Here is a 24320-nt window from a genome sequence, read left to right as displayed (position 1 = left end):
GGCCGTCGTACTGCCGTCGGCTCGACGGCAGGGGTCCAGGCGGCGGGTATCTGGAGCACGGCCTGGTGAATGTCCACGGTGGTGGTCAGGCCGGCACGGTGGTGGTCAGGCCGACCGAGTACGACGGCCGCTGCCCCGCTGGGCGAGCCAGGCCACGACCCGCCTGCTGAATGGGTGCGATGATGTCCGAAGATCAGCTTTCAGGTCGGAGCGGCGGCGTCCTGTTTATCGGAGTGTGCAAGCACGAGCACGCCGTCCAGGTCCACGGTCACCTGCCTGTTGGCATCTGGGGCTGCACTGCCGGCCAACTTCCATACGCGCCGGCGGACTTCGGCCCGTGCGACACGGATTGCAGCCGGCAGGCTCGACGTCACCAAGATCGCCGGTACGCAACGCACCAGCTCGATGTCGGGAATCCTGCGCAACTCAGACGGTCGGCAGCGTCCCGCAGCCGGTGACAACAGGGGGGCTTTCGGCAGCGTCAGGACGTTACGCGGTTCGGCGTGGCTTCCAGCAGTCGCCGGCGTATCTCCTTCTCCTGAGCCCGTCGTGCGGTGACATCCCGGATGACTGCCCCGACGTGGCCCGCGCTCCCGTCAGGACCGGTCAGCAGCACCACGCTGAACTCGATCGACACGGTCCCGCCGTCCGCGGTCAGTGCGGGAACGGCCAGGAGGTCGTCGTCCCCGTACTTGGAGGACCCGGCGGCCATGGCCGCCACGAAGCCGTCCCAGTGACCTTGCCTGTGCTTCTCGGGGATGATCACGTCCAGGTTGCGGCCGGCAACCTCAGCCGCCGAGTACCCGAAGATCCGCTCCGCTCCGCGGTTCCAGTACCGGATCAGTCCTTCATGGTCGACTATCACTATGCCGTCGGGTGCCTGGGCCGCCATCCCCAGCACTACGTCGGGGGCCAAGTCTTCCATGTCACCTCCGAGTTGGGACGATCCGTCGCCGTACAGATTCTGGTGCGAGTGTATACAGTCGACCGCGCTTCCGCCACGGTGGAGATCCACGACCTGAGGAGGAGAATGACGCGCCACTGGGACAGGTTGCACAGGCCGGTGTCGCGGGCGTTGCGGATGCAGTCCGCGCAGGGCGGGCCCGGCGGCGGTGCCGCAGTTCGAGGGCTCGGCTTTTTGGTCACATGACTGGTCATGCAACAGCCCAGGAATGCAAAAAACCCCACATGAAGTGGGGTCCCAGCTGGTGTCCGAGGGGGGACTTGAACCCCCACGCCCGATAAAGGGCACTAGCACCTCAAGCTAGCGCGTCTGCCATTCCGCCACCCGGACTAGGTGACCGCCCGGTTTCCCGCGACGACGTGAACAACAATACCAGGGGTTCGAAGCCGCTCTCACCTGTATATCCGGTGGTCAGTGGGGTGCAGTGGACGTGTTCGGGTGTCCCGCCGACGGCGCCTCCGACCGTGCCTACTTTCTGTTGGTCGCCGGGTACGGGTGGTACAGGACGTACCTTCACGACCGTGAGTGATCGCACCTATCGCGGGCCCCGTCCGCTCTCGCCGCTGCGCGAGCATCTGCGCGACACCTTCTGGTTCGCTCCCACCGCCGGGCTGGTGGCCGCGATGCTCCTGTGGTGGGGCGCTGCTGAGCTGGACACCAGACTGGTCGCGTATCTGCAGGACCAGGAGGCGTACGAGGCACTCGGCGACCTGCTCTCGATCGCCGAGGACGCCAAGACGATCATCACCACGGTGAGCTCGGCGATGATGACCTTCATCGGTGTCGTCTTCAGCATTTCGCTGGTGGCCGTGCAGATGGCCAGTGGGCAGCTCACGCCCCGGGTGGTGCGGATCTTCGTACGGAGCCGTATCAGCAAGCTGACCTTGACCGTCTTTCTCGCGACGTTTCTGTTTTCGCTGCTGGTGCTGAGCTCGTACGAGAGCGAGACCGATCCGCGGCGCGTCACCTCGGTGCCGGTGGTGCAGAGCATGCTGACCAGCCTGCTGGTGCTGCTGAGCCTGTTCTTGTTCATCGCCTACGTGTCGTCGACCCTGCGGCTGATGCAGATCGGGCCGGTCGTCGACCGGATCACGCGGGAGTCCTTCCAGGTGCTGCGACGGCTTCCCGCCGGGGTGTCGGCTCCTTCGCCGCTGCCGGCCGAGACGGCGCGGATCGCCTATCGGGGGCGGGCCGGGGTGCTGCTGGATGTGAATGTCGCGCTGCTGGTGCGGGCCGCGCGGCGGAACGGGGTCGTGCTGCGGCTCCTTCCGCGGATCGGGGACTTCCTGGTGCCCGGAACTCCCGTTCTGGCGGTGCACGGGGAGGGCGCGTCGTCGCTCGGGGCACAGCGGTACGCCGTTTCCGTCGGGGTGGAGCGCACCTTCAATCAGGATCTCGGGTTCGGGCTGAGGCAGTTGTCCGACATCGGGCTGCGGGCGCTTTCGCCGGCCGTCAATGATCCGACGACCGCGGTGCAGTGCCTGGACCGGATCGTGCAGTTCCTGGCGGCGGTGGTGCGGATGCCGCTCGGGGAGGTGCATCACCAGGACCGGCTCGGCGTGGTGCGGTTGGTGCAGGACGTGCCGGAATGGGCCGATCTGGTGGATCTCGGGTTCGCTGAGATCCGGTGGTGCGCGGCGGGCAGTCCGCAGGTGTCGCGACGGCTGCTCGCCGGGATCGATGATCTGCTGCTGCTCGCTCCCAAGGACAGGAGAGAGCCGCTCGTCCGGCACCGCGCGCTCCTCGTACAGGCCGTGGAGCGTACGGTGCCGGAGGCGGCCGATCGGGGCTTTGCGCTGCTCCCCGACCGGCAGGGCATTGGCTAGGGCATCAGGTGGTAGTCGGGGAAGTTGCCCGGGAGACGTTCCGTCTCGGGGCCGTCGGTGACCGCCCTGATCAGCAGTTCCCCGCCGACGAAGGCACCGCGCCAGGAGGCGCCGAAGCCGCCGAAGAGCTCGTCGCGGTCGCCGCGTGAGCGGGGTTTGCCGTGGCCCACCTTGAACGCCCGGATCTGCGGGGCCAGGCGGTCGTAGGTCGCGGGGTCGTCGGTGGAGAGGGTGGCGACGAGGGCGCCGTTCGAGGCGTTCATCGCGGCGAGGAGTTCGGCCTCGGTGTCGACCAGGACGATGGTGTCGACGGGGCCGAAGGGTTCCGCGTGGTGGAGCGGGGAGGAGGGGGGCGGGTTGAGGAGGGTGACGGGCGGGAGGTACGCCGAGGTGTCCTGGCCCGGGAGGAAGCGGGCGTCGGCGAGGGAGCCGCGGTGGATGGGGACGGCGCCTCGGTCGACGGCCTCCGCGACGTGGTCGGCCAGTTCCTTGGCTTTCGCCGCGTTGATCAAGGGGCCGAAGTCGAGAGAGGGGAGGGGATCAGCAGGGTCCTCGACCGCGAGGGGGTGGCCCAGGCGGATGGAGCGTACGGCGGGGAGGTAGGCCTCGAGGAAGTCGTCGAAGAGGGTGCGCTGGACGACGAAGCGCGGGTACGCCGTGCAGCGCTGCTTGCCGTAGTCGAAGAGCTTGGGGATGACAGCGGTCAGAGAGGCCCAGTCGCTGTGGTTCCAGATGCCCCAGGTGTTGAGGCCTTCCTGTTCGAGGATGTGGCGCTTGCCGAGGTCGGCGACAGCGGTGGCCACCGCCCCTCCGGTGTCACGGCCGCCGACGAAGGATACGCAGCCGATCTCGGGCGAGCGGACAAGGGCCTCGGACAGCTCGCCGCCGCTGCCGCTGACCAGGGTGACGGGGATACCTTCACGGGCGGCGAGCGCGCAGGCCAGGGTGAGGCAGGCGACGCCGCCGTCGGTCGGTGTCTTGGCGATCACCGCGTTGCCGGCCAGGGCCTGGATCAGCATGGCGTGAACGAGCACGGACATCGGGTAGTTCCAGCTGGCGATGTTCGAGACGGGGCCGGGGAGCGAGGTGCGGTCCCGCAGCATGGGCTCGATGCCATCGACGTACCAGCGCACTCCGTCGATGGCCCGGTCGACGTCGGCCTGGGCGAGCCGCCAGGGCTTGCCGATCTCCCAGACGAGGAGCAGGGCGAGGAGTTCACGGTGTTCGGTGAGGGCGTCGAGGGTGGCGGCGACGCGGGCACGGCGCTCGGGAAGCGGGACGTGGCGCCAGACCCGGTGCTGGTCGAGTGAGGCGCGTACGGCCTGCTGGGCGGTGGCGGCGTCGAGGCGCGGGGGCCCGGCGATGGGGCTCCCGTCGACGGGGCTGGTGGCGGGCAGCGCGCGGCCGTCCGCATGCCAGCGGGCGTCCCAGAGGTTGAGTACGCGCTCGTCGGAGAAAGCCTCGGGGGCGACGGCGAGGCAGCGCTGCCAAGCGTCCGACCAGGCGGTTCCTGGCTTGAGGAGGAGTTGGGGGGTGTGCTCGGTGGTGAGGGTGTTGGGTGACATCTTGGGACTCTCCGCTCGTAGCTCGTGCTGGGCGGGCAGGCGGGGCATAAGTGGCGATCAAGGGCCGCCTCCGCACAGGGGCGGCCCGGTCGCCGAGGTGTCAGCGGAACGACATTACGCGTGGGTGGGGAGCAGGTCGAGGACCAGTCGAGCGGTCTCGGACGGGGTCGAGCCGACCCGAACTCCGGCCGTTTCCAGGGCCGCTTTCTTGGCCTGTGCGGTGCCGGACGATCCGGAGACGATAGCCCCGGCGTGGCCCATGGTCTTGCCCTCGGGCGCGGTGAAGCCGGCGATATAGCCGACGACGGGCTTGGTGATGTGCCCGGCGATGTAGGCGGCCGCGCGTTCTTCGGCGTCGCCGCCGATTTCCCCTATCAGAACGATCAGTTCTGTGTCGGGGTCGTCCTGGAAGGCCTCCAGGGCGTCAATGTGGGTGGTGCCGACGACCGGGTCGCCGCCGATGCCCACCGCCGAGGAGAAGCCTATGTCGCGCAGCTCGTACATGAGTTGGTAGGTGAGCGTGCCGGACTTGGAGACCAGTCCGATCCGGCCCGGCTTGGCCGCGATGTCGGCCGGAATGATGCCCGCATTGGACTGTCCCGGGCTGATGAGCCCCGGGCAGTTGGGTCCGATGACTCGGGTGCCGCGCTCTTTCGCGTACGACTGGAAGGCCACGGTGTCGTGCACGGGGATGCCCTCGGTGATGACGACGGCGAGTCCGATGCCGGCGTCGGAGGCCTCCAGTACCGCCGCCTTGGCGAAGGGCGGCGGCACAAAGACGACGCTGACGTCCGCTCCGGTGGCCTCGATGGCTTCGCGCACGGTGCCGAAGACGGGGACCGCGCGGTCGTCGAAGTCGACGATCTTGCCCGCCTTGCGGGGGTTGACGCCGCCCACGATGTCGGTGCCGGAGGCAAGCATCCGGCGGGTGTGCTTCATGCCCTCGGCGCCGGTCATGCCCTGGACGAGGACCTTGCTCTCCTTGGTGAGGAAGATGGCCATGATTCCGGGTCCCTTCAGCTGGCGGCGGTGCGGGCGAGGCCGGCGGCCCGGTCGGCGGCGCCGTCCATGGTGGTCGCCTGCTGGACGAGCGGATGCGCGTTGCCGTCGAGGATGGCGCGGCCGCGTGCCGCGTTGTTGCCGTCGAGGCGGACGACGAGGGGCTTGGTGAGGGTGACGGAGTCCAGGGCCTGCACGATGCCGTCGGCGACGGCGTCGCAGGCGGTGATGCCGCCGAAGACGTTGACGAAGACGGACTTGACGGCCGGGTCGGAGAGGATGACGGAGAGGCCGTCGGCCATGACCTGGGCGGACGCCCCGCCGCCGATGTCGAGGAAGTTGGCCGGCCGCGCCCCGCAGCCGGCGACGGCATCGAGGGTGGACATGACCAGGCCGGCGCCGTTGCCGATGATGCCGACCTCACCGTCGAGCTTCACGTAGTTGAGGCCCTTGGCGGCCGCGGCGGCTTCGAGTGCGTCGCCGCCGGGGTCTTCGTCGGAGGCACCCCAGCGGGCATGGCGGAAGCGGGCATTGCCGTCGAGAGTGACCTTGCCGTCGAGGGCCAGGATCCGGCCCTCGGTCGTACGGACGAGGGGGTTGACCTCGACCAGGACGGCGTCCTCCTTCACCAGGACGTGCCACAGCTTGAGCAGGACGTCCGCCGTTCCGGCCGGCAGTCCGGCAGCCAACGCGATCTCGGCGGCCTTGGTGGCGGTGACGCCTTCCACGGGGTCGATGTGGATACGGGCCACGGCGTCGGGCCGGGTCTCGGCGACCTCCTCGATCTCCATGCCGCCCTCGGCCGAGGCGATGGCGAGGAAGCGGCCGGCGGCCCGGTCGAGGACGTACGAGACATAGAACTCGGCCTCGATGTCGACGGGTTGGGCCAGCATCACTCGGTGGACTGTGTGGCCCTTGATGTCCATGCCGAGGATCTGACGGGCGGTGAGTTCGGCGGCCGCCGGGTCGGCGGCGAGCTTCACTCCTCCTGCCTTGCCGCGTCCTCCGGTCTTGACCTGGGCCTTGACCACGACGCGGTCACCGAGCCGTTCGGCGGCGGCACGGGCCTCGCGTGGTGTGTCGACGACCTCCGCCCGCGGCACCGGGATGCCGTACTCCGCGAAGAGGTCCCTTGCTTGATGCTCATACAGATCCATGACGGCTCGCTCTCTGAAAAGTGCCGCACGCCCCCTGGACACCACCCACCGGATGCGGGATAACAAGCTTCATACAGTATTCGAAGACTGTATGCAATGAACCGCGAGAACAGTCATACCCTCCGAGAAGGGACAGGACGCCGTCATGCCCGACGACGCTCAAAACCGCATTTCCGGCGGGCACTTGGTGGTCGACGTACGTCACGAACAGGTCGCCGGCCACGCCGCCGACGGCTGTGCGCGCACCACCGGAAAGCCCGGCTGCGCTGTCGTCACCGCCGGGCCGGGCACGACGGACCCCGTCACGGGCGTCGCAGGCGCCTTACGCGCCGAGTCACCAATGCTGCTGATCGGCGGTCAGGGGGTGCTCAGGCGGCCCAGGATGAGGTCGCTGAAAGACCTGCCGCACCTCGGCATGACGACGCCGATCACCAAGTTCGCCGCGACCGTGCCGGACACCGCCCGCGCCCCGGACGCGTACCCCCCCAGAACCACGAACCAGACCATGTACAAGTGAAGGAGCTTCGTCATGGCCAAGGCTCTTGAGGGCGTGCGCGTCCTCGACATGACGCACGTACAGTCAGGCCCCTCCGCCACTCAGCTGCTCGGCTGGCTCGGCGCGGACGTGGTGAAGCTCGAGGCGCCCGGCGGAGACATCACCCGCAAGCAGCTGCGCGACCTCCCGGACGTCGACTCGCTCTACTTCACGATGCTCAACTGCAACAAGCGGAGCATCACGCTCAACACCAAGACGGAGCGCGGCAAAGAGATCCTCACCGAGCTCATCCGCCGCTCGGACATCATGGTGGAGAACTTCGGGCCGGGCGCGGTCGACCGTATGGGATTCACCTGGGATCGCATACGGGAGATCAACCCGAAGATCATCTACGCCTCCATCAAGGGCTTCGGCGAAGGCCCGTACACCAACTTCAAGGCGTACGAGGTCGTCGCCCAGGCGATGGGCGGCTCGATGTCGACCACCGGGTTCGAGGACGGCCCGCCGCTGGCCACCGGCGCGCAGATCGGCGACTCGGGCACCGGCATCCACGCCGTCGCCGGCATCCTCGCCGCGCTCTACCAGCGCGAGAGCACCGGCCGCGGACAGCGCGTCAATGTGGCCATGCAGCACTCCGTGCTCAACCTGTGCCGGGTCAAGCTGCGCGACCAGCAGCGCCTGGCGCACGGCCCGCTCGCCGAGTACCCGAACGAGGACTTCGGCGACGACGTGCCGCGCTCGGGCAACGCGTCCGGCGGCGGACAGCCGGGCTGGGCGGTCAAGTGCGCGCCCGGCGGCCCGAACGACTATGTCTATGTGATCGTGCAGCCGGTGGGCTGGCAGCCGATCAGCGAGCTGATCGGCCGGCCCGAACTGGCCAACGACCCCGAGTGGGCGACCCCCGAGGCGCGCCTGCCCCAGCTCTCCAAGATGTTCCAGCTGATCGAGGAGTGGACTTCCACCCTTCCCAAGTGGGAGGTCCTCGAGAAGCTCAACGCCCGCAATATCCCGTGCGGCCCGATCCTCTCCACCAAGGAGATCATCGAGGACGCCTCGCTCGCCGCCAACGAGATGGTCATCCAGGTCGACCACCCCGAGCGCGGCAGCTTCACCACGGTGGGCAGTCCACTCAAGCTCTCCGACTCCCCCGTGGACGTGGTCACTTCACCGCTGCTCGGTCAGCACAACGAAGAGGTGTACGTCGGAGAGCTCGGCCTCGGCGACGAGGAAGTTCGCCTGCTCAAGTCGAACGGAGTCATTTGAAGTGACGTACGACAAGGAAGCGGTACGCGCGGTGCTCGACGCCGCGCTGGCCGAGGGTCGCAACGCCCTCACCGCCCCTGAAGGCAAGGCGATCACCGCTGCCTACGGCATCCCCACCCCAACGGAGGCACTCGCTGAGTGTGTGGACGAGGCCGTCGCGTTGGCCCACCGGATCGGATTCCCGGTCGCGCTCAAGATCGTGTCGCCGGACATCCTGCACAAGACGGACGCGGGCGGTGTGCAGATCGGCCTGACGTCCTCGGCGGAGGTGCGCGGCGCCTTCACCTCGATCGTCTCCAATGCCATGACGTACGCCCCCGGGGCACGGATCCTCGGCGTGCAGGTGCAGCAGATGGTGCCGTCCGGCACCGAGGTGCTCATCGGCACCGTCACCGACCCGACCTTCGGCAAGGTCGTGGCCTTCGGCCTCGGCGGGGTCCTGGTCGAGGTCCTCAAGGACGTCACCTTCCGCCTCGCACCGGCGTCCAAGGACGACGCGCTCTCGATGCTCGACGGCATTCGTGCCGCCGAGATACTGAAGGGCGTACGCGGCGCCGCCGCCGTCGACCGTGACGCGCTCGCGGATCTCGTGGTACGGGTCTCCCAGCTGTCCGCGGACTTCCCGGAGATCGCCGAGGTCGACCTCAACCCCGTCTTCGCCTCCGAGGACGGCGTGATGGCGGCCGACGTTCGGGTGCTGCTGACCACCGAAGTCCCGGTCCAGCGGCGGCAGTACTCCCGGGAGGAGATCCTCACCTCCATGCGACGGCTGATGCAGCCACGCTCGGTGGCGGTGATCGGCGCCTCCAACGAGCAGGGCAAGATCGGCAACTCGGTCATGCGCAATCTGATCGACGGAGGTTTTCCGGGCGACATCCATCCGGTGAACCCCAAGGCCGATGACATTCTGGGCCGCAAGGCGTACAAGAGCGTGATGGATGTTCCGGGTGAGCCGGACGTGGCGATATTCGCGATCCCCGCGAAGTTCGTGGCGTCCGCTCTCGAGGAGGTCGGCCGCAAGGGCATCCCGAACGCCGTCCTGATCCCCTCAGGCTTCGCCGAGGCCGGTGAGCACGAGATGCAGGCAGAGATCGTGGCCATCGCCGAGCGGTACGGAGTGCGGCTGCTCGGTCCGAACATCTACGGCTACTACTCCACCTGGCAGGACCTCTGCGCCACCTTCTGCACTCCGTACGACGTCAAGGGCGGCGTGGCGCTGACCTCGCAGTCGGGCGGCATCGGGATGGCGATCCTCGGCTTCGCCCGTACGACGAAGACGGGAGTCTCCGCGATCGTCGGGCTCGGCAACAAGTCCGACCTCGACGAGGACGATCTGCTCACCTGGTTCGGCGAGGACCCCAACACCGAGTGCATCGCCATGCACTTGGAGGATCTCAAGGACGGGCGGTTGTTCGTGGAGGCGGCGCGGGCGACCGTGCCGAAGAAGCCGGTGGTGGTGCTCAAGGCCGGGCGTACGGCGGCGGGGGCGAAGGCGGCAGGGTCGCACACGGGCGCTCTCGCGGGTGACGACGCGGTGTACGACGACATCCTGCGGCAGGCGGGCGTGATCCGCGCGCCCGGTCTCAACGAGATGCTGGAGTACGCGCGGTCACTTCCGGTGCTGCCGGCGCCGAAGGGCGACAACGTCGTCATCATCACGGGAGCCGGCGGTTCGGGCGTGCTGCTGTCGGACGCGATCGTCGACAACGGACTGCGGCTGATGGAGATCCCGGAGGACCTGGACGCGTCGTTCAAGGCGTTCATTCCGCCCTTCGGGGCGGCCGGGAACCCGATCGACATCACCGGCGGCGAACCGCCCTCCACGTATGAGGCGGCGATCCGGCTGGGCATGGAGGATCCGCGGATCCATGCGCTGGTACTGGGCTACTGGCACACGATCGTCACTCCGCCGATGGTCTTCGCCGAACTGACGGCGCGGGTGGTCGAGGAGTTCCGGGCCCGTGGCGTCGAGAAGCCTGTGGTGGCTTCGCTGGCGGGCGACATCGAGGTCGAGGAGGCCTGTCAGTACCTCTTCGAGCGGGGCGTCGTGGCTTATCCGTACACGACGGAGAAGCCGGTGGCGGCCCTCGGCGCGAAGTATCGCTGGGCCCGTTCGGCAGGGCTGTTGGGGGTGCGGTCAATGACCTGAGGGAGCTAGAACCCACGGGGACTGCGGTGACCGCTCGCCGCGGACCCCGGGACGAGAAGTACGGACAGGGGGCGCTGCCCAGCTTCTTCGACGTGAGAGGTTCAATCGACATGGCGACAACACACATCTCCACCCCCGTCTCTTACAGGGAGGTGACGAACCAGAACGGCCGCATTTTCCGACTCGGTGAGACAGACCGGGACATAATGGGGCGTCCACGATGGACCATGGTGCTCTTTCCGTGGATCGGCATGATGGGCATCAGCTCTTCGGAGTACGCCTTCACGTCCGCCGAGGAAACTCTGCACGAGGCCCATCTGTGGAGCAGTGGGCACATCTTCTGGCTGATGGGCGTCTGGATCTTCTTCCAGGCGGCCGTCGCCTTCCCCGCCGGGCAGTTGCGCGAGAGCGGCCGACTGCCCGCCCGCAGCGCGATGATGCTCGGCGCGCTCGGCACCATCCTCGGCTACCTCTCCCTCGCCTACGCGCCGCACGTGATCGTTGCCTATATCGGCTTCGGCATGTTCAGCGGCATCGGCGCCGGCCTCGTCTACGCGACCTGCGTGAACATGGTCGGCAAGTGGTATCCGGAGCGCAAGGGCGGCAAGACGGGCATGGTCAACGGCGGTTTCGCCTATGGCTCGGTGCCCTTCGTCTTCCTCTTCACCTCGTACATGAACCTGTCCAACTACAAGGGTGTGCTGGTCGCCGTCGGTGTGATCTGCTGCGCGGCGGTGGCGGCCGCCGGCTGGTTCTTCAAGGACCCGCCGAAGAACTGGTGGCCCCAGGAGGTCGACCCGCTGAAGGTCGCCGATGACCCCCGGATCGTCCGGGCGCTGGAGAAGAACCCGCCGGCGGTCAAGCAGTACACCCCGCGGGAGGCATCCCGGACGCCGGTGCTGTGGATGATGTGGTTCTGTCTGCTCTGCACGGCGGGCATCAACATCTTCGGCATCGCCATGCAGGTTCCCTTCGGCAAGGAGATGGGTTTCGCCGGCGGCATCGTGGCCACCGCCATGTCACTCAAGGCGATCGTCAACGGCACGGGACGTGGCGTGATCGGCTGGATCTCGGACCGCTACGGGCGCCGGAACACGCTGATCATCGTCTGCCTCGTGCTGGGCAGCGCGCAGTTCGGCGTCTTCTTCTCCGGAGACATCGGCTCGATGCCCTTCTTCCTGTTCTGCTCGATGGTCTCCGGCTTCGGCGGCGGGGCGATCTTCCCGCTGTTCGCGGCCATGACCGCGGACTTTTTCGGCGAGAACAACAACGCCTCCAACTACGGCATGGTCTACAGCTCCAAGCTGATCTCCGGCCTCGTCGGAGCCGGCGGAGGCGCTGTCGTTGTCGCTAACTGGGGCTACGGCGGAGCCTTCGCCCTGTCCGGGTTCATCGGCCTCGGCTCGGCTGTGCTCGCGCTCTTCCTCCGGGCACCCGGAAGGCCGCAGGCCAAGGGCATCGCTCCCAACCCGCAGCCGATCAGCCGGGATACCGACTGAGCTGATCACGCACGCCGAAGGGGCCCCGGTTTCGACCGGGGCCCCTTCGGGCGTTGAGCGCCCAGGTGCAAAATCAGTCGCCGCAGCGGCCCTCGCGCAGTGAGTGCAGGTGCTCGCTGGACTTGCGGGCGAAGGCGAACGACTCGACGGGGTTGTCGTGTTCCGTCTGCCAGTGGTGGTCGCGGTAACCACCCTGGGTCTTGTTCACCGAGGAGATGAAGCGCTTGTAGTCGATGTCCCCGTCCCCGACGTCCACCATCCGGTAGCCGTCGCGGGCGGTCTCGTCCTTGATGCCGTCCTTGACGTGGAAGAGCGGATAGCGGTGGGGCTGCTTGAGTACGTAGCGCAGCGGGTCGAAGGGGGCGGGGGTGCCGTCGACGCGCTTGGAGAAGCGGAACTGGCCGGCGTACGCCCAGTAGATGTCCATCTCCAGATAGACGAGGTCGGGGTCGGTCTCGGCGAGCAGGACGTCATAGAGGCGGACGTTGGGCTTGTCGGTGGCGAAGGAGAACTCCTCGCCGTGGTTGTGCTGGTAGAACTTCATGCCGCGCTTACGGGCGGCTGCTCCATAGGTGTTGAACTCCTCGGCGGCCCGCTTCCAGCCGTCCACGGTCGAGCCGTAGCGGAACGGCCCTGACGCCGTGCCGATGTGCGGGAGACCGAGGGCCTGGGCGTCGTCGAGGACCTTGTCGAGGTTCTGGGCGAAGGTGTAGGCGTTCGGGTCGCTGGAGTAGTAGCCGACGTGGCTGCCGATGCCGCGCAGTCCGTGGTCACCGGCGAGCTTCTTCAGCTGGGCGAGCGTGATGGGGCCCGCGGAGCCCTGGGTGTAGCCAGCGTACTCGATCTCGTCGTAGCCGTAACGCTCCAGCTCGGTGAAGACCTTCGCGAAGCCGAGAGTGGGGACCTTGTCGCGCAGGGAGTAGAGCTGGATGCCGAGGCGGCCGGGGGGCAGTACGGGGCGGCCGCGGCCCTTGCTCTTTGCGTCCGCCGTGGGAGCGGCGGAGGCGGGAGCGGCAGCGCCCAGGAGCGCGGCGGCGGTGGCACCGGCTGCGACGCCGAGCATGCCGCGTCTGCTGAGCCTGTGGGTGAGTTCGGGGTCGCTGTTCTTGCTCGTGCGGCTCATGCGGATAACTCCTCGTTGTCAGTGTCGTCTGCTTAGTGGAGACCAGCGAGTTGAAGCAGCAGGGACTTCACATCAGTGGCCGCGACGCGGCCGCTTACAGCGCGGGGGGTGGAGCACAGGATGAGCGGCCCGTTGTCACAGTCGTCGCTCGCGGGGAGGCGGCCATGGCTGCCGCGAATAGGTGAAGGGTCGAGGGGCACGACCGCGAGGCGGTAGCGCATGCCGAGCTTCTTGCGGGCGATCGCCTTGGCCGCCTTGACGCGTACGTACGGATCGAGGGGATCCATGAAGAGCTCGGCGGGGTCGTAGCCGGGCTTGCGGTGGATCTCGACCAGCTGGGCGAAATCGGGGGCCCGGGCGTCGTCGAGCCAGTAGTAGTACGTGAACCAGGCGTCGGGCTCGGCGACGGCGACGAGTTCGCCGGAGCGTGGGTGGTCGAGGCCGTGGCTCTTCTTGCCCTCGTCGTCGAGGAGCTGCTCGATGCCGGGGAGGTCCCCCAGTGCCTCGCGGGTGGCTTCGAGATCCTCCGGTCGGCGTACGTAGACATGGGCGAGCTGGTGGTCGGCGACGGCGAAGGCACGGGAGGTCATCGGGTCGAGGTACTCCATGCCGTCCTGGGTGTGCACCTCCAGGAGGCCGGCGCGGCGCAGGGCCCGGTTGATGTCGACGGGGCGGCTGACGCGGGTGATGCCGTACTCGGAGAGGGCGACGACCGTGCGGCCCTCCTGCTTGGCGTCGTCGAGCAGCGGGGCCATGGCGGCGTCGAGCTCGGCGGCCGCCCCGTGGGAGCGGGGGTCGTCGGGGCCGTAGCGCTGCAGGTCGTAGTCGAGATGCGGGAGGTAGCACAGGGTCAGGTCGGGGTGGCGGGTGCGCATGATGTGGCGGGTCGCGTCGATGATCCACTGGCTGGAGACGATGTCCGCGCCCGGTCCCCAGAAGTGGAACAGGGGGAAGGTGCCGAAGTTCTCGGTGAGTTCGTCGTGCAGGGCGGGGGGCCGGGTGTAGCAGTCGGGCTCCTTGCGGCCGTCGGCGTAGTACACGGGACGGGGGGTGACGGTGATGTCGGTGTCCGCGCCCATGGCGTACCACCAGCAGATGTTGGCGACCGTGTAGCCGGGGTGGGCGCGGCGGGCGGCGTCCCAGATCTTGTCGCCGGAGACGAGGCCGTTGTGCTGGCGCCACAGCAGGACCTCGCCGAGCTCGCGGAAGTACCAGCCGTTGGCGACGATGCCGTGCTCGGCGGGCAGCGCTCCGGTGAGGAAGGTGGACTGGGCGGCGCAGGTCACGGCGGGCAGGACGGTGGACAAGGGGGCCTGGGAGCCGGACCGGGCCAGGGACTTGAGGTGCGGCATGTGGTCGAGGAGCTGGGGGGTGAGGCCGACGACGTCCAGGACCAGCAGGGGGGTGGGCGTGGGCTGCGTGGCGTCGGTCATGGCAGCTCCTTGAGGCCGCGGTCGACCAGCAGGTCGCGGGCGAGGGTGAGTTCGGCGGCGATGCCGTCGGCGAGCTGGCTGCGGTTGCGGGGGCGCAGCTCGAGTGGCAGGGCCTGCCAGGTGTAGGTCTCGACCTCGAGATGGCGGGTGCGTGGGGTGGGTCCGCCGACGAGCTGGGTCAGCGTGTCCTGGAGTACGGGGAGGGTGGAGGTGAGCGGCGGGGCCGGCGGGGCGTGCAGGGGGACGTGGAAGTGGGCGCGCCAGGGGGCGCCGTCGGGCAGCGCGTCGCCGGCGAGGGCTTCGTCGAGGTCGTCGGTGGCGCGCAGTCCCGCGGCGGATGGGGTCTCCCCTGCTCGGAGAGCTCGGGGAAGGGTGCGGGTCTGGTGGAGGAAGCGGGGCTCGGCGAAAGCGGCGAGGGCGGCGCGTACCTCGGGGAGGTGGGGTTCTTCGGCGTGCAGTGCGGCGGACAGCTGCGCTTTGGGGATGGTGACGCCCGCCGCCGCCAGGGCGGCGAGGGCGGTGTGCGGGTCTTCGAAGGAGGTGGCGAGATGGCAGATGTCGATGCAGATGCCGATGCGGTTTCCGTCGGTTGCCGCGGCGATGTCGGTGAGCGGGGCGATCGCGTCGGCGGTGGTCTCGACCGTGCAGCCGGGCTCGGGTTCGAGGGCGATCCGGATCGATTTGCCGGTGAGTTCCTCGAGGGCGTCGAGACGCTCGGCGAGGATGGTCAGCGCGGCGTGGGCGGTGGCGGCCGCGTCCGGGTCGCTGTCGTAGGGGGTGCGCCAGGCCAGCGGGAGGGTGGAGATGCTGCCCTCGGTGGTGTCGTCGGGGAGGAGGGCGGCGAGCAGGCGGGCCAGGTCGGTGGTGTGGGCGAGGCGTTCGGGGTCGGTCCAGTCCGGCTTGTAGACGCGGTACTTGACCACTTCGGCGCCGAATCCCTCGTAGGGGAAGCCGTTGAGGGTGACGACCTCCAGCCCGCGGCGGTCGAGTTCGGCGCGCAGGCCGCGCAGCGCCGCGGGATCGGTGATCAGCGCGTGGGCGGCGTCCTTGGCGAGCCAGAGGCCGATGCCGAGGCGGTCTCGGCCGAGTCGTTTGCGTACCGGCTCGCAGTGGTCGCGCAGTTGGGCGATGACGCCGTCGAGTGTCTCCGCGGGGTGCACGTTGGTGCAGTAGGAGAGGTGGACGGTGGTGCCGTCGGGGTGGCGGAAGCGCATACGTCTGCCTCCTCATTCCCCGCCGCGGAGGATGGAGTTGCCCTCGTGCAGGGACTCCGGTTCGGCGATGTCGAGCTGGAGGCGGCCGCTGAGGCCGTAGAAGGCGACGGGGTTGCGCCACAGGACCTGGTCGACGTCGTCCTCGGTGAATCCGGCGGCGAGCATGGCGTCAGCGACCTTGCGGGTCTTGAGGGGGTCGCTCTTGCCCCAGTCCGCGGCCGAGTTGACCAGTACCTTCTCGGTTCCGTACGTCTTCAGGATCGCGACCATGCGGTCCTCGTCCATCTTGGTGTCGGGGTAGATGGAGAAGCCGAGCCAGCAGCCGCTGTCAGTGGCGTGCTTTACGGTCGTCTCATTGAGGTGGTCGAGCAGGACGCGTTCCGCGGGGAGAGCGGATTCGCGGATGGCGTCGACGGTGCGGTGCAGGCCGGCCAGCTTGTCGCGGTGCGGGGTGTGGACGAGGGCGGGCAGGCCGTGGTCGGCGGCGAGCTGAAGCTGGGCGGCGAGCGCGGTGTCCTCGGCGGGGGTCATCGAGTCGTAGCCGATCTCGCCGACGGCGACGACCGAGTCCTTTTCAAGATAGCGGGGCAGGGCGGCGAGGACGGGTGTGCAGCGGGGGTCGTTCGCCTCTTTGGGGTTGAGCGCGATCGTGCAGTGGTGAGCGATGCCGTACTGCGCGGCGCGGAAGGGCTCCCAGCCGAGCAGCGCGTCGAAGTAGTCGAAGAAGCTGGCAGGCGAGGTCCGGGGCTGGCCGAGCCAGAAGGACGGCTCGACCAGGGCGCGGACACCCGCGGCGTACATCGCCTGATAGTCGTCGGTAGTGCGGGAGGACATGTGGATGTGGGGGTCGAAGATGCGCATCAGGACTCCTCGGACTGCTCGCCGGCCAGGGCCAGCACGCGATTGAGATCTGGGGGGACGTCGCGGTCGGCGGCGGTGCGCTCGGCGGCGTAGTCGGCGAGCATCCTGGCCAGCTCGCTGTCGCCCGCGGCGCGGCTGCGCAGTCCGGCGACGGCGTCGACGGGCACACCGGTGAACAGGCACTTGAGCACGGCGTGCCGCCAGGAGTGCGGATCGAGGTGGGCCTCGGCGTACGGTCCGACGGCCGCCGCGACGAGCCGGGTGTCGTTCGTGCGCAGGGCGTCCTCGACAAGCGGCAGGGCTGCGGGGCTTTCGACGAGGGGGTGCAGGGCGAGGAGCACGGCGCGCCGTTCGGCGGCGGTGCCCTGGTGGTAAAGGCGGGTGAGGGTGGCGCAGTCGGCGCGGGCCTCGGCGAGGAGCAGGGTGCGTACGGCGGCGGCGTGGTCCTGGCCGCAGTGGCGGCCCGCGGCGGCGAACCGGAGCTCCCAGGCGGGTGCGGCGTACGGAGACGAGGCGGCCTGGGGTGTGCCGGCGGCGTGCGCGGCCTCGGCGAGGGCATCGTCGAGCCAGGCACGGGCGGCGTCGGGGAGCTGTTCGTCGAGTTCCTTGCGGGTCGGCGTCACCATGCCGGTGCTCCCTTCAGCGGCGTCTGCGAGCGGAGGAAGTCGATGGAGGTGCGGGCGAGTTCGGGGCCCGCGTGGGAGTGGCGGGGCAGTTCCACGACGGTCAGGCCCTGGTAGCCGGCTGCCGCGAGGGCTTCGAGTACGGGCGGGAAGTCGATCTCCCCGTCCCCGAACGGGAGGTGTTCATGGACGCCGCGGCGCATGTCCTCGATCTGGACATGGCGCAGCCAGGGTGCGGCGTCGCGTACGCAGTCGGCGGGCGGGGCCGGTTCCAGGCACTGGCAGTGGCCGATGTCGAGGGTGAGCCCGAGGGGATCGGGGTCGCCGAGGACGGCGCGGAGATGGTGGAAGTCGGCGAGGGTGGCGAGGAGGTGGCCTGGCTCGGGTTCGATGGCGAGGGGAACGCCGGCGCGGGCGGCGGCGTCGAGGACGGGGGTGAGTGACTCTTCGAGCCGCTTCCAGGCGGTGTCCGGGGCGGTGTCCGCAGGGGTGATGCCGCTGAAGCAGTGCACGGCGTGGGCGCCGAGGTCGGCGGCGACGTGGACGGCCGTGGTCAGCAGGGCGGTGCGGGCGGCGCGGGCGTCGGGGTCCGGATCGAGGAGGGATGGGCCGTGTTTGAGGCGGGGGTCGAGGACGTAGCGCGCGCCGGTCTCGATGGTGACGTCGAGGTTCAACTCCATGAGTTTCTCGGCCACTTGACGGGTGCGGGCGGAGAGCCCGGGGGCAAGCGGGTCGAGGTGCATATGGTCGAGGGTCAGTCCGACACCGTCGTAGCCCAGGTCGGCGAGGAGGGCGAGGGCATCGGTGAGGCGGAGGTCGGTGAGGCCGTTGGTGCCGTAGCCGAGGCGCAGGGGGGTCGCGGGGCTCATGTCGGGCTCACCTTCCGTGCGAGCTTGCGGGCGAGCGGGACGAGTCCCATCACCGCGAGGGCGGTCGCGCCGGCGCCGGCGCGGGCGGCGAGGGCGGCCTGGAGCGGGATCATGGCCCGGATGCCGCCGCCGACGGCGCGCTGCGTGAGCGGCGGGGAGGGGTTGAGGGCGGCGTGGAGGAGCGGGGTGGCGGCGGTGCGGATGTAGGTGGCGGCGAGGAGGCGGGCGGGGGTGAGCGCGAGTGTGGGTGCGGGTGTTTCGGGTGGCCGTTGGGTGCTCTCCCCTGCCCCTCCCCCTACGCCCTGGCGGGCACGGGGGGACGACGCCCCCTTCCCCGGCTGTATCGATACGCGGCGCCGCTGCGTGGGGGGCAGGCCCCCAGGCCCCTGCCGCTCGCGTGCCGCGAGTGCGCCGAGCCCGAGGGTCGCCGCGAGCGCGGCGAGCGGTGCGATGGTCGAGCCGCCCTGCGCCTCGCGTCGCGAGACGGTGGTGACGGCGTAGGTATGTGCTGCGAGCACGGCGGCGGACGGCAACGCGACAAGCGCTGCCCCGCGCTGGCCGGCGCCGCGCGTCGGCTCCCGCAAGGGCCCGCGCCCCAGGTTCTTGCGCCGGGGTGACGTGCCCGTTGCCACCGCCCCCAGCACCAAGTCCAGCCCCCGCGCCGCAGCCATCGCCGCCGGCCCCCCGGGCGTGTGCTTGAAGTGGAGGTCGTACGACCAGACCGTCGCTGACAACGCTGTCGCCACTGCCAAAGCGGGGCGCCCCGCACGGGACGCGAGGGCCAGGCCCGCCGCCGTCAGCGCACCGGCCGCCGTGAGCGCGGCCGCCGGGGTGATACGGCCCGAGGGGATCGGGCGGTGCGGGCGGTCCACGGCGTCCTCTTCGCGGTCCGCCCAGTCGTTGAGGGCCATGCCCGCCTCGTACAGGCACAGGGATGCGCCCACCGCGAGCGCCGTGCCGCGGTTGGGGCGCCTTCCCAGGGTCGCCGCGCCGGCCAGGGCGTCGCCCGGGACGGTGAACAGGGCGGAGACGCGCAGCAGTTCCGCCCAGGCCCGCAGTGCGCCGCCGGGGAGGCGCACTGGGGCCGAAGCGGGTGAGAGGGGCGTCAAGGGGGCCCGCGTCACCGGGCCTCCCGCAGCCGGCCGGCGAACGACAGAAGTTGCTCGAACTGTTCCGGGAGGCCCGCCGGGCCGCCGTCCGGGTCCTTGAAGTAGAAGCCGAGTTCCGGCAGCGGCCCCGACAGACCTGCCTCATGGGCGCGGGCGGTCAATCGAGCCAGGTCCAGGACCAGCGGCGCCGCGAGCGCCGAGTCGCAGCCCTGCCAGATGGTCTGCAGGATCATCCGCGAACCGAGGAAGCCCTCGAACGCGATGTGGTCCCACGCGGTCTTCCAGTCGCCCAGTGCCGGTACGTCGTCGATGTGGACCTCGCCCTGAGGGGTGTGGCCCAGGGTGTCGGCGAGGACGCGTTCCTTGCCGGCGTTCTTCGCGGCCGCCGCGGCCGGGTCGGCCAGCGCCGCTCCGTCCCCGCCGCCCAGCAGGTTGGTGCCCGACCACGCCCGTACGGACAGGGCGCGTTGCACGAACATCGGGGCGAGTACGGAACGGAGCAGCGTCTGGCCTGTTTTGCCGTCACGGCCCGCGTGGGGAAGTCCACTTGCCGCGGCGGCGTCGGTGAGGGCCGCGGCGCGCAGCCCGGTGGAGGGGGTGAAGTTGACGTAGGAGCAGCCGGCCCGCAGTGCCGCGGCCGCGTACAGGGAACTCGGCGGCAGCCGTACGGCGTCCGGCTCGGGCTGCGGCTCGGTGGAGGAGACGTTGACGACGACCACCCTGGCCAGTCCCCTCCGCGCCCGGAAGTCGACCAGGTCCGCGGCGAAGGCAGCGATGAGCTCTTCGTCGCTCCGCACGTCGCCGGACTGCGGCCCACCGGGACGTATCTCACTGTCCGCGGCGGTCAGTTCACCGCATACCGCCGCCGCGAGACCGTGCGGCAGTACGCCCGCCGCTGTCAGTTCCTCGGCCCGCTTGGGCAGTGGACAGTGCGCGGTGTCGTGCCCACCGAAGACGAGGGACGAAAGAGCGGGCAGGCCGGAATCGGCGAAGGGAGGCGTTTCGGTCACCATGCCGGTCGGCGAATGCAGCCCGGCGGTGACCGCCGCACATCCGGCCACCGCGGTGGTGGCGACGGAGCCGCGGGCTCCGACAAACCAGACTCCGGTACCTTTCTCAGCGGACGAAGCGGACGAAGCGGACTCAGCGAACACGGGCTGCCTCCCTGCCATTCGGTGTGGTGGAGGACGGCGGGCGGGGGGTACGGCGCCACCCCGCCCGCCGTCGTCTGACGGGCGCGCCTAGGAGGGCAGCTCCCTGAGTTGGATGTTCCGGAAGGACACCTGGTCGTCGGCCCCGTGGTTCTGGATGCCGATGTAGCCGTCCTTCAGGCTGCGTACCGGGTCGGTGTTGGTGAAGTCGTTGATCTTCACGCCGTTCAGGAAGACCTGGAGCCGTTCACCCTGCACCCGGATTTCATAGCTGTTCCACTGGCCCGGCGGCCGCAGGACGCGGTCGCGGGCCTTGATGTCGGCCGACTTGAAGCTGTAGACGGCGCCGGTGGTGCGGTCGGCCGCATCCGTCGCGTCGATCTGCACCTCATAGCCCTTGTTCACCGCCGACCAGGGGTCGTCGGAGGCCGGGAAGCCCACGAAGACACCGGAGTTGTCGTCGCCATCCATCTTCCAGTCGAGCTTGACGGAGTACGACTTCAGCTCCTTGGCCTGGTACCAGAGCATGCCCAAGCCGCCCTCGGTGCGCAGTTCGCCGTCGACGACGTTGAACTTTCCGGGCCCGGCCTGCTTCCAGCCGTCCAGGGTCTCGCCGTTGAAGATCGACCGGTATCCGGTCTGCGGCTTGCAGTCGGCCTTGACCTGGCCCGACGCGTAGCGCAGGCCGCCCAGCAGGTGCTGAAGGAAGGCCGGCTCGGCGTACGACTCCTTGGTGTGGCCGCCGCCGGTGTAGAAGGCGCGGCCGCCCTCGTAGGTCTGGCACCAGGCGATCGGGTGGTCGCCCTTCATGGTGCCGCCCTGGTAGCTGGTCTCGTCCAGCGTGGTCAGCACACGGGCCTGCGTACGCGGGTTGGTGCGGTAGTTGTACCACTCGTCGGTGCGCTCCCAGGCGTCGTCCAGGTGCGCGGTCGACGGATGGTTGTGGTCCTCGACCCGCACGGTGGCGGGCTGGATCTGCGGGTGGCCGGCGAAGTACGCGCCGACGAGCCCGCCGTAGAACTTCCAGTCGTACTCGGTGTCGGCCGCGGCGTGCACGCCCATGTAGCCGCCGCCGGTGGCGACGTAGTTCTCGAACGCCTTCTGCTGCTCGGCGTTCAGCACGTCACCGGTGGTGGACAGGAAGACGACCGCGTCGTACCGGGCGAGGTTGCTGGTGGTGAACTGGCCCGCCTCCTCGGTGGCGTCGACCGTGATGTTGCTGGTCTTGCCGAGTTCCTTGAGTGCCGCGACGCCGGCCGGGATGGAGTCGTGCCGGAAGCCGCCGGTCTTGGAGAAGACCAGGACGCGCTTGGCTGTCCGGTCGGGTGCGCTGTTGGAGAGCTCGAAGTCATCTACGTCATAGAGCGCTCCGGCGCCGCCCTTGAAGACCAGGAACAGTTCGGTGGTCTTCTTCGGCACTGCCCGCAGCGGTACGTCGATGTCCTGGAAGGTGTCCCAGCTGCCGGTGACCGGCACGGGTGCGGAACCAAGGATCTGGCCGTCCGCCGAGCCGGTGCGCACCTCGAGGAAGCCGCCGGCGCCGCCGGAGGAGACGCGGGCGGTGAGCTTGGTGGACCCGGTCAGGTTGTAGGGCTTGAAGGAGATCCAGTCGTTGTTCTGAATGTCGCCGACCGTCTTGCCGCCGTTGGCGCCGGCCTTGTTCTGGAGCGTGACGCCCGAGGAGTTGCTGTAGTGCTCGGCCTGACGGTGGCGCGGCTGGAGCTGCACCTGGTCGTGGCTGGTGAGCGCGGCCTGGCCGCCGCCCCCGCCGTCGGTGTACTCGGCGTCGAGGACTCCGAAGATATTGGCGTTCGGGTCGTGGCCGCCGTCGGCCGAGGTCTTGATGGTGCCGGTGCAGCCGTTGGCCGAGGTGACCGGGTGGCCGTGGCTGTCATGGCCCAGGATGAAGGTCACCTTCACCTTGGCGCAGTCGATCGCCCCGGCGGCGCCGTCTTCGGGATCGGTGACCTTGACCTTGAAGGGGATCTCGTCGCCGAAGCTGAACAGCGCTCCGTCTGCCGGGAGTTCCAGGGTCACCGTGGGCGCGGTGTTGCCGACGACGACATGGACGCTGGCCGAGCCGGTGCGGCCGCTGGGGTCCTTGGCGGTGACGGTCGCCGTGTAGGTGCCGTTCTTCTTGTACGTGTACGTGGGGTTGGCCACGGTGGACTTGCCGCCGTCGCCGAAGTCCCAGGCGTAGGTCAGGGAGTCCCCGTCGCCGTCGGTGGTGCCTGCCGAGGAGAACGCGACTCTCAGCGGGGCCTTGCCGGAGGTCTTGTTCGCGGCTGCCTCGGCGACCGGCGAGCGTCCGCCGGTGGCGTTCTCGATGCGGTAGAGGCCGGTGTTCTCGTCGCCGCCGAACCAGGCGGTGCCGTAGTCGAGTACGTACAGCGCGCCGTCGGGTCCGAAGGCCATGTCCATCACCTGGGTCCCGGTCCACGGGACGGGGTTGATGGACTGGACCGCGCCGTCGGCGCCCTGCTCGATCCGCTTGATCCAGCGGCGGCCGAACTCACCGGCGAAGTAGTCTCCGTCGTATGCCTCCGGGAACTTCACCGGGGACGTGGAGGCCGCGTCGTAGCGGTACACGGGTCCGCCCATCGGGGACTCGGAGCCGCTGCCGAACTCGGGCAGGGAGCCGCCGTCGTAGGGGATCCAGGCCGGCTGCGCCGGCGGCAGGTCGACCAGGCCGGTGTTGTACGCAGATTCGTTCTTGGGTGCCGCACAGTCGAAGGTGGCTCCGGACGTCTTCGTCGCGAAGTCGTAGTCGACGTAGGCGTCGTTGTTGCCGGTGCAGAAGGGCCAGCCGAAGTTGCCGGCCTTGGTGATCCTGGCGAACTCGACCTGGCCGCCCGGGCCGCGCTGGGGGTCGGCCGCGCCCGCGTCGGGGCCGTACTCGCCTACGTAGACGACGCCGGTCTTCTTGTCGACGCTGAACCGGAAGGGGTTGCGGAAGCCCATGGCGTAGATCTCGGGCCGGGTCTTGGCGGTCCCGGGCGCGAAGAGGTTGCCGTCGGGTATGGAGTAGCTCGCGTCGTCGTTGACCTTGATCCGCAGGATCTTGCCGCGCAGGTCGTTGGTGTTGCCCGAGGTGCGGCGGGCGTCGTACGCGGGGTTGCGGCCCGGCCGGTCGTCGATCGGGGTGTATCCGTCGGAGGCGAAGGGGTTGGTGTCGTCGCCGGTCGACAGATAGAGGTTGCCCTGCGCGTCGAAGTCGATGTCGCCGCCGACGTGGCAGCAGATGCCGCGCGTCGCCGCGACGTCGATGATCTTCTTCTCGCTGGCGTTGTCGAGGGTGCCGTCGGCCTTGAGCACGAAGCGCGAGAGCCGGTTGACGCCGTCGAACTTCGCGAAGTCCTCGGCGGTGCCCTCGTTCGGGGCGTCGCCCGCAGGGGTGCTCAGCGGAGGCGCGTAGTACAGGTAGATGGAGCGGTTCTCGCTGAAGTTGGGGTCGAGGCCGATGCCCTGGAGGCCTTCCTCGTCGTGCGAGTAGACGGGGATGGTGCCCACTACACGGGTGTTGCCGGCGCTGTCGGTCATCCGCAGCTCGCCGTTGCGGGAGGTGTGCAGCACACTGCGGTCGGGCAGTACGGCCAGCGACATCGGTTCGCCGGTCTCCTCACCGCCCTTGGCGAGGGTGACCTGCTGGAACTCCTCGGCGGCCGGGGCCGGTGCGGGGTCGGCGGCGAGCGCCGTCTGCGGCGCGGTCAGGGCGAGCGAGGTGGCGGCCAGAAGGCTGCCGGTGATCAGTGCGAGTGCCTTGCGGGCTCTGAGTCTTTTCCTGTGCACGAATGTCCTCCGGGATAGGCCGGTCGAACGGGCGGGTTGCCTTGGAACGCGTTCTGTGCGCGCTCTCGGGGCGGTGCTCGTCCTGCACCGCGCACCGGGCTGATTGCCGTGGGAACCGGAGTGCGCCGTCACGCCGGGGACCACCTATGTGCCTGTACACCTCATGGACCGTATCCGGGTTCGTCCGGGACGGAAAGCCCTTGTGCAGCAGGGAAGTTCAACTTTTTCCT

The 24320-nt window shown here is 69.3% G+C and carries 17 protein-coding genes, 1 tRNA gene and 2 pseudogenes; 5 read left to right on the top strand and 15 right to left on the bottom strand.

Annotation, left to right across the window (positions count from 1 at the left end; all coding sequences use genetic code 11):
• Positions 1 to 203: 203 nt before the first annotated feature.
• From ACWDO5_RS08290 to ACWDO5_RS08280, 3 genes and pseudogenes are all read right to left on the bottom strand, one after another.
• A pseudogene (locus tag ACWDO5_RS08290) lies at positions 204 to 353 on the bottom strand (IS1380 family transposase); the annotation flags it as partial.
• 128 nt (positions 354 to 481) lie between these two features.
• Positions 482 to 925 carry a PAS domain-containing protein gene (locus ACWDO5_RS08285; protein ID WP_450529463.1) on the bottom strand — a complete coding sequence of 148 codons (444 nt, stop codon included), beginning with the start codon at positions 923 to 925 and terminating at the stop codon, positions 482 to 484.
• 281 nt (positions 926 to 1206) lie between these two features.
• A tRNA-Leu gene (locus tag ACWDO5_RS08280) sits at positions 1207 to 1294 on the bottom strand.
• Between the two features lie 191 nt (positions 1295 to 1485).
• On the opposite strand from ACWDO5_RS08280, the gene ACWDO5_RS08275 reads away from it, so the two are divergent.
• Positions 1486 to 2790: a DUF2254 domain-containing protein gene (locus ACWDO5_RS08275; RefSeq protein ID WP_450529461.1), complete on the top strand. Its 1305-nt coding sequence runs from the start codon at positions 1486 to 1488 to the stop codon at positions 2788 to 2790.
• On the opposite strand, the gene ACWDO5_RS08270 is transcribed toward ACWDO5_RS08275, so the two are convergent.
• The 3 genes from ACWDO5_RS08270 to sucC all read right to left on the bottom strand — a co-directional run bounded on the left by ACWDO5_RS08270 (position 2787) and on the right by sucC (position 6511).
• On the bottom strand, positions 2787 to 4355 hold the full coding sequence (locus ACWDO5_RS08270) for an aldehyde dehydrogenase family protein (RefSeq protein ID WP_450529459.1): 1569 nt from the start codon (positions 4353 to 4355) through the stop codon (positions 2787 to 2789). The genes ACWDO5_RS08275 and ACWDO5_RS08270 overlap by 4 nt on opposite strands.
• A 114-nt stretch (positions 4356 to 4469) precedes the next feature.
• Complete coding sequence (gene sucD, locus ACWDO5_RS08265; RefSeq protein WP_450529457.1) at positions 4470 to 5357, bottom strand: succinate--CoA ligase subunit alpha; 888 nt, start codon at positions 5355 to 5357, stop codon at positions 4470 to 4472.
• Positions 5358 to 5371: 14 nt separating this feature from the next.
• Positions 5372 to 6511, bottom strand: a complete 1140-nt coding sequence (gene sucC, locus ACWDO5_RS08260) for an ADP-forming succinate--CoA ligase subunit beta (RefSeq protein WP_450529456.1) — start codon at positions 6509 to 6511, stop codon at positions 5372 to 5374.
• A gap of 145 nt (positions 6512 to 6656) precedes the next feature.
• Here sucC and ACWDO5_RS08255 point away from each other — a divergent pair.
• From ACWDO5_RS08255 to ACWDO5_RS08240, 4 genes and pseudogenes are all read left to right on the top strand, one after another.
• A pseudogene (locus ACWDO5_RS08255) lies at positions 6657 to 6986 on the top strand (thiamine pyrophosphate-binding protein); the annotation flags it as partial.
• Between the two features lie 54 nt (positions 6987 to 7040).
• Positions 7041 to 8270 carry a formyl-CoA transferase gene (gene frc / locus ACWDO5_RS08250; RefSeq protein WP_450529454.1) on the top strand — a complete coding sequence of 410 codons (1230 nt, stop codon included), beginning with the start codon at positions 7041 to 7043 and terminating at the stop codon, positions 8268 to 8270.
• Between the two features lies 1 nt (position 8271).
• Positions 8272 to 10419, top strand: a complete 2148-nt coding sequence (locus ACWDO5_RS08245; protein ID WP_450529452.1) for an acetate--CoA ligase family protein — start codon at positions 8272 to 8274, stop codon at positions 10417 to 10419.
• A 110-nt stretch (positions 10420 to 10529) separates the two neighbouring features.
• The gene (locus tag ACWDO5_RS08240) at positions 10530 to 11918 is read left to right on the top strand and encodes an OFA family MFS transporter (protein ID WP_450529450.1); all 1389 of its coding nucleotides are present in this window, start codon (positions 10530 to 10532) and stop codon (positions 11916 to 11918) included.
• 73 nt (positions 11919 to 11991) lie between these two features.
• Here ACWDO5_RS08240 and ACWDO5_RS08235 read toward each other — a convergent pair whose 3' ends face one another.
• The 9 genes from ACWDO5_RS08235 to ACWDO5_RS08195 form a co-directional block, all read right to left on the bottom strand.
• Positions 11992 to 13041, bottom strand: coding sequence for a sugar phosphate isomerase/epimerase family protein (locus ACWDO5_RS08235; RefSeq protein WP_450529448.1), 1050 nt, complete (start codon positions 13039 to 13041; stop codon positions 11992 to 11994).
• Positions 13042 to 13073: 32 nt separating this feature from the next.
• Positions 13074 to 14474 carry an alkaline phosphatase family protein gene (locus tag ACWDO5_RS08230; RefSeq protein WP_450529446.1) on the bottom strand — a complete coding sequence of 467 codons (1401 nt, stop codon included), beginning with the start codon at positions 14472 to 14474 and terminating at the stop codon, positions 13074 to 13076.
• A complete protein-coding gene (gene eboE, locus ACWDO5_RS08225; RefSeq protein ID WP_450529445.1) occupies positions 14471 to 15688 on the bottom strand; it encodes a metabolite traffic protein EboE in 1218 nt (405 codons plus the stop codon). The genes ACWDO5_RS08230 and eboE overlap by 4 nt, the downstream gene beginning before the upstream one ends.
• Positions 15689 to 15700: 12 nt before the next feature.
• Positions 15701 to 16549, bottom strand: a complete 849-nt coding sequence (locus ACWDO5_RS08220) for a TatD family hydrolase (RefSeq protein ID WP_450529444.1) — start codon at positions 16547 to 16549, stop codon at positions 15701 to 15703.
• Positions 16549 to 17172, bottom strand: a complete 624-nt coding sequence (locus tag ACWDO5_RS08215; protein ID WP_450529472.1) for an EboA domain-containing protein — start codon at positions 17170 to 17172, stop codon at positions 16549 to 16551. Before ACWDO5_RS08215 ends, ACWDO5_RS08220 begins: the two co-directional genes overlap by 1 nt.
• Positions 17169 to 18041, bottom strand: coding sequence for a sugar phosphate isomerase/epimerase family protein (locus tag ACWDO5_RS08210; protein WP_450529442.1), 873 nt, complete (start codon positions 18039 to 18041; stop codon positions 17169 to 17171). Before ACWDO5_RS08210 ends, ACWDO5_RS08215 begins: the two co-directional genes overlap by 4 nt.
• Positions 18038 to 19120, bottom strand: a complete 1083-nt coding sequence (locus ACWDO5_RS08205) for an SCO3242 family prenyltransferase (protein WP_450529440.1) — start codon at positions 19118 to 19120, stop codon at positions 18038 to 18040. Before ACWDO5_RS08205 ends, ACWDO5_RS08210 begins: the two co-directional genes overlap by 4 nt.
• Positions 19121 to 19161: 41 nt before the next feature.
• Complete coding sequence (locus ACWDO5_RS08200; protein WP_450529438.1) at positions 19162 to 20322, bottom strand: inositol-3-phosphate synthase; 1161 nt, start codon at positions 20320 to 20322, stop codon at positions 19162 to 19164.
• Between the two features lie 69 nt (positions 20323 to 20391).
• A complete protein-coding gene (locus ACWDO5_RS08195) occupies positions 20392 to 24090 on the bottom strand; it encodes a ThuA domain-containing protein (protein WP_450529436.1) in 3699 nt (1232 codons plus the stop codon).
• Positions 24091 to 24320 lie beyond the last annotated feature (230 nt).

Source organism: Streptomyces sp. NPDC000880 (assembly GCF_053599675.1).
This window is presented reverse-complemented; position numbering and strand designations above follow the sequence as displayed.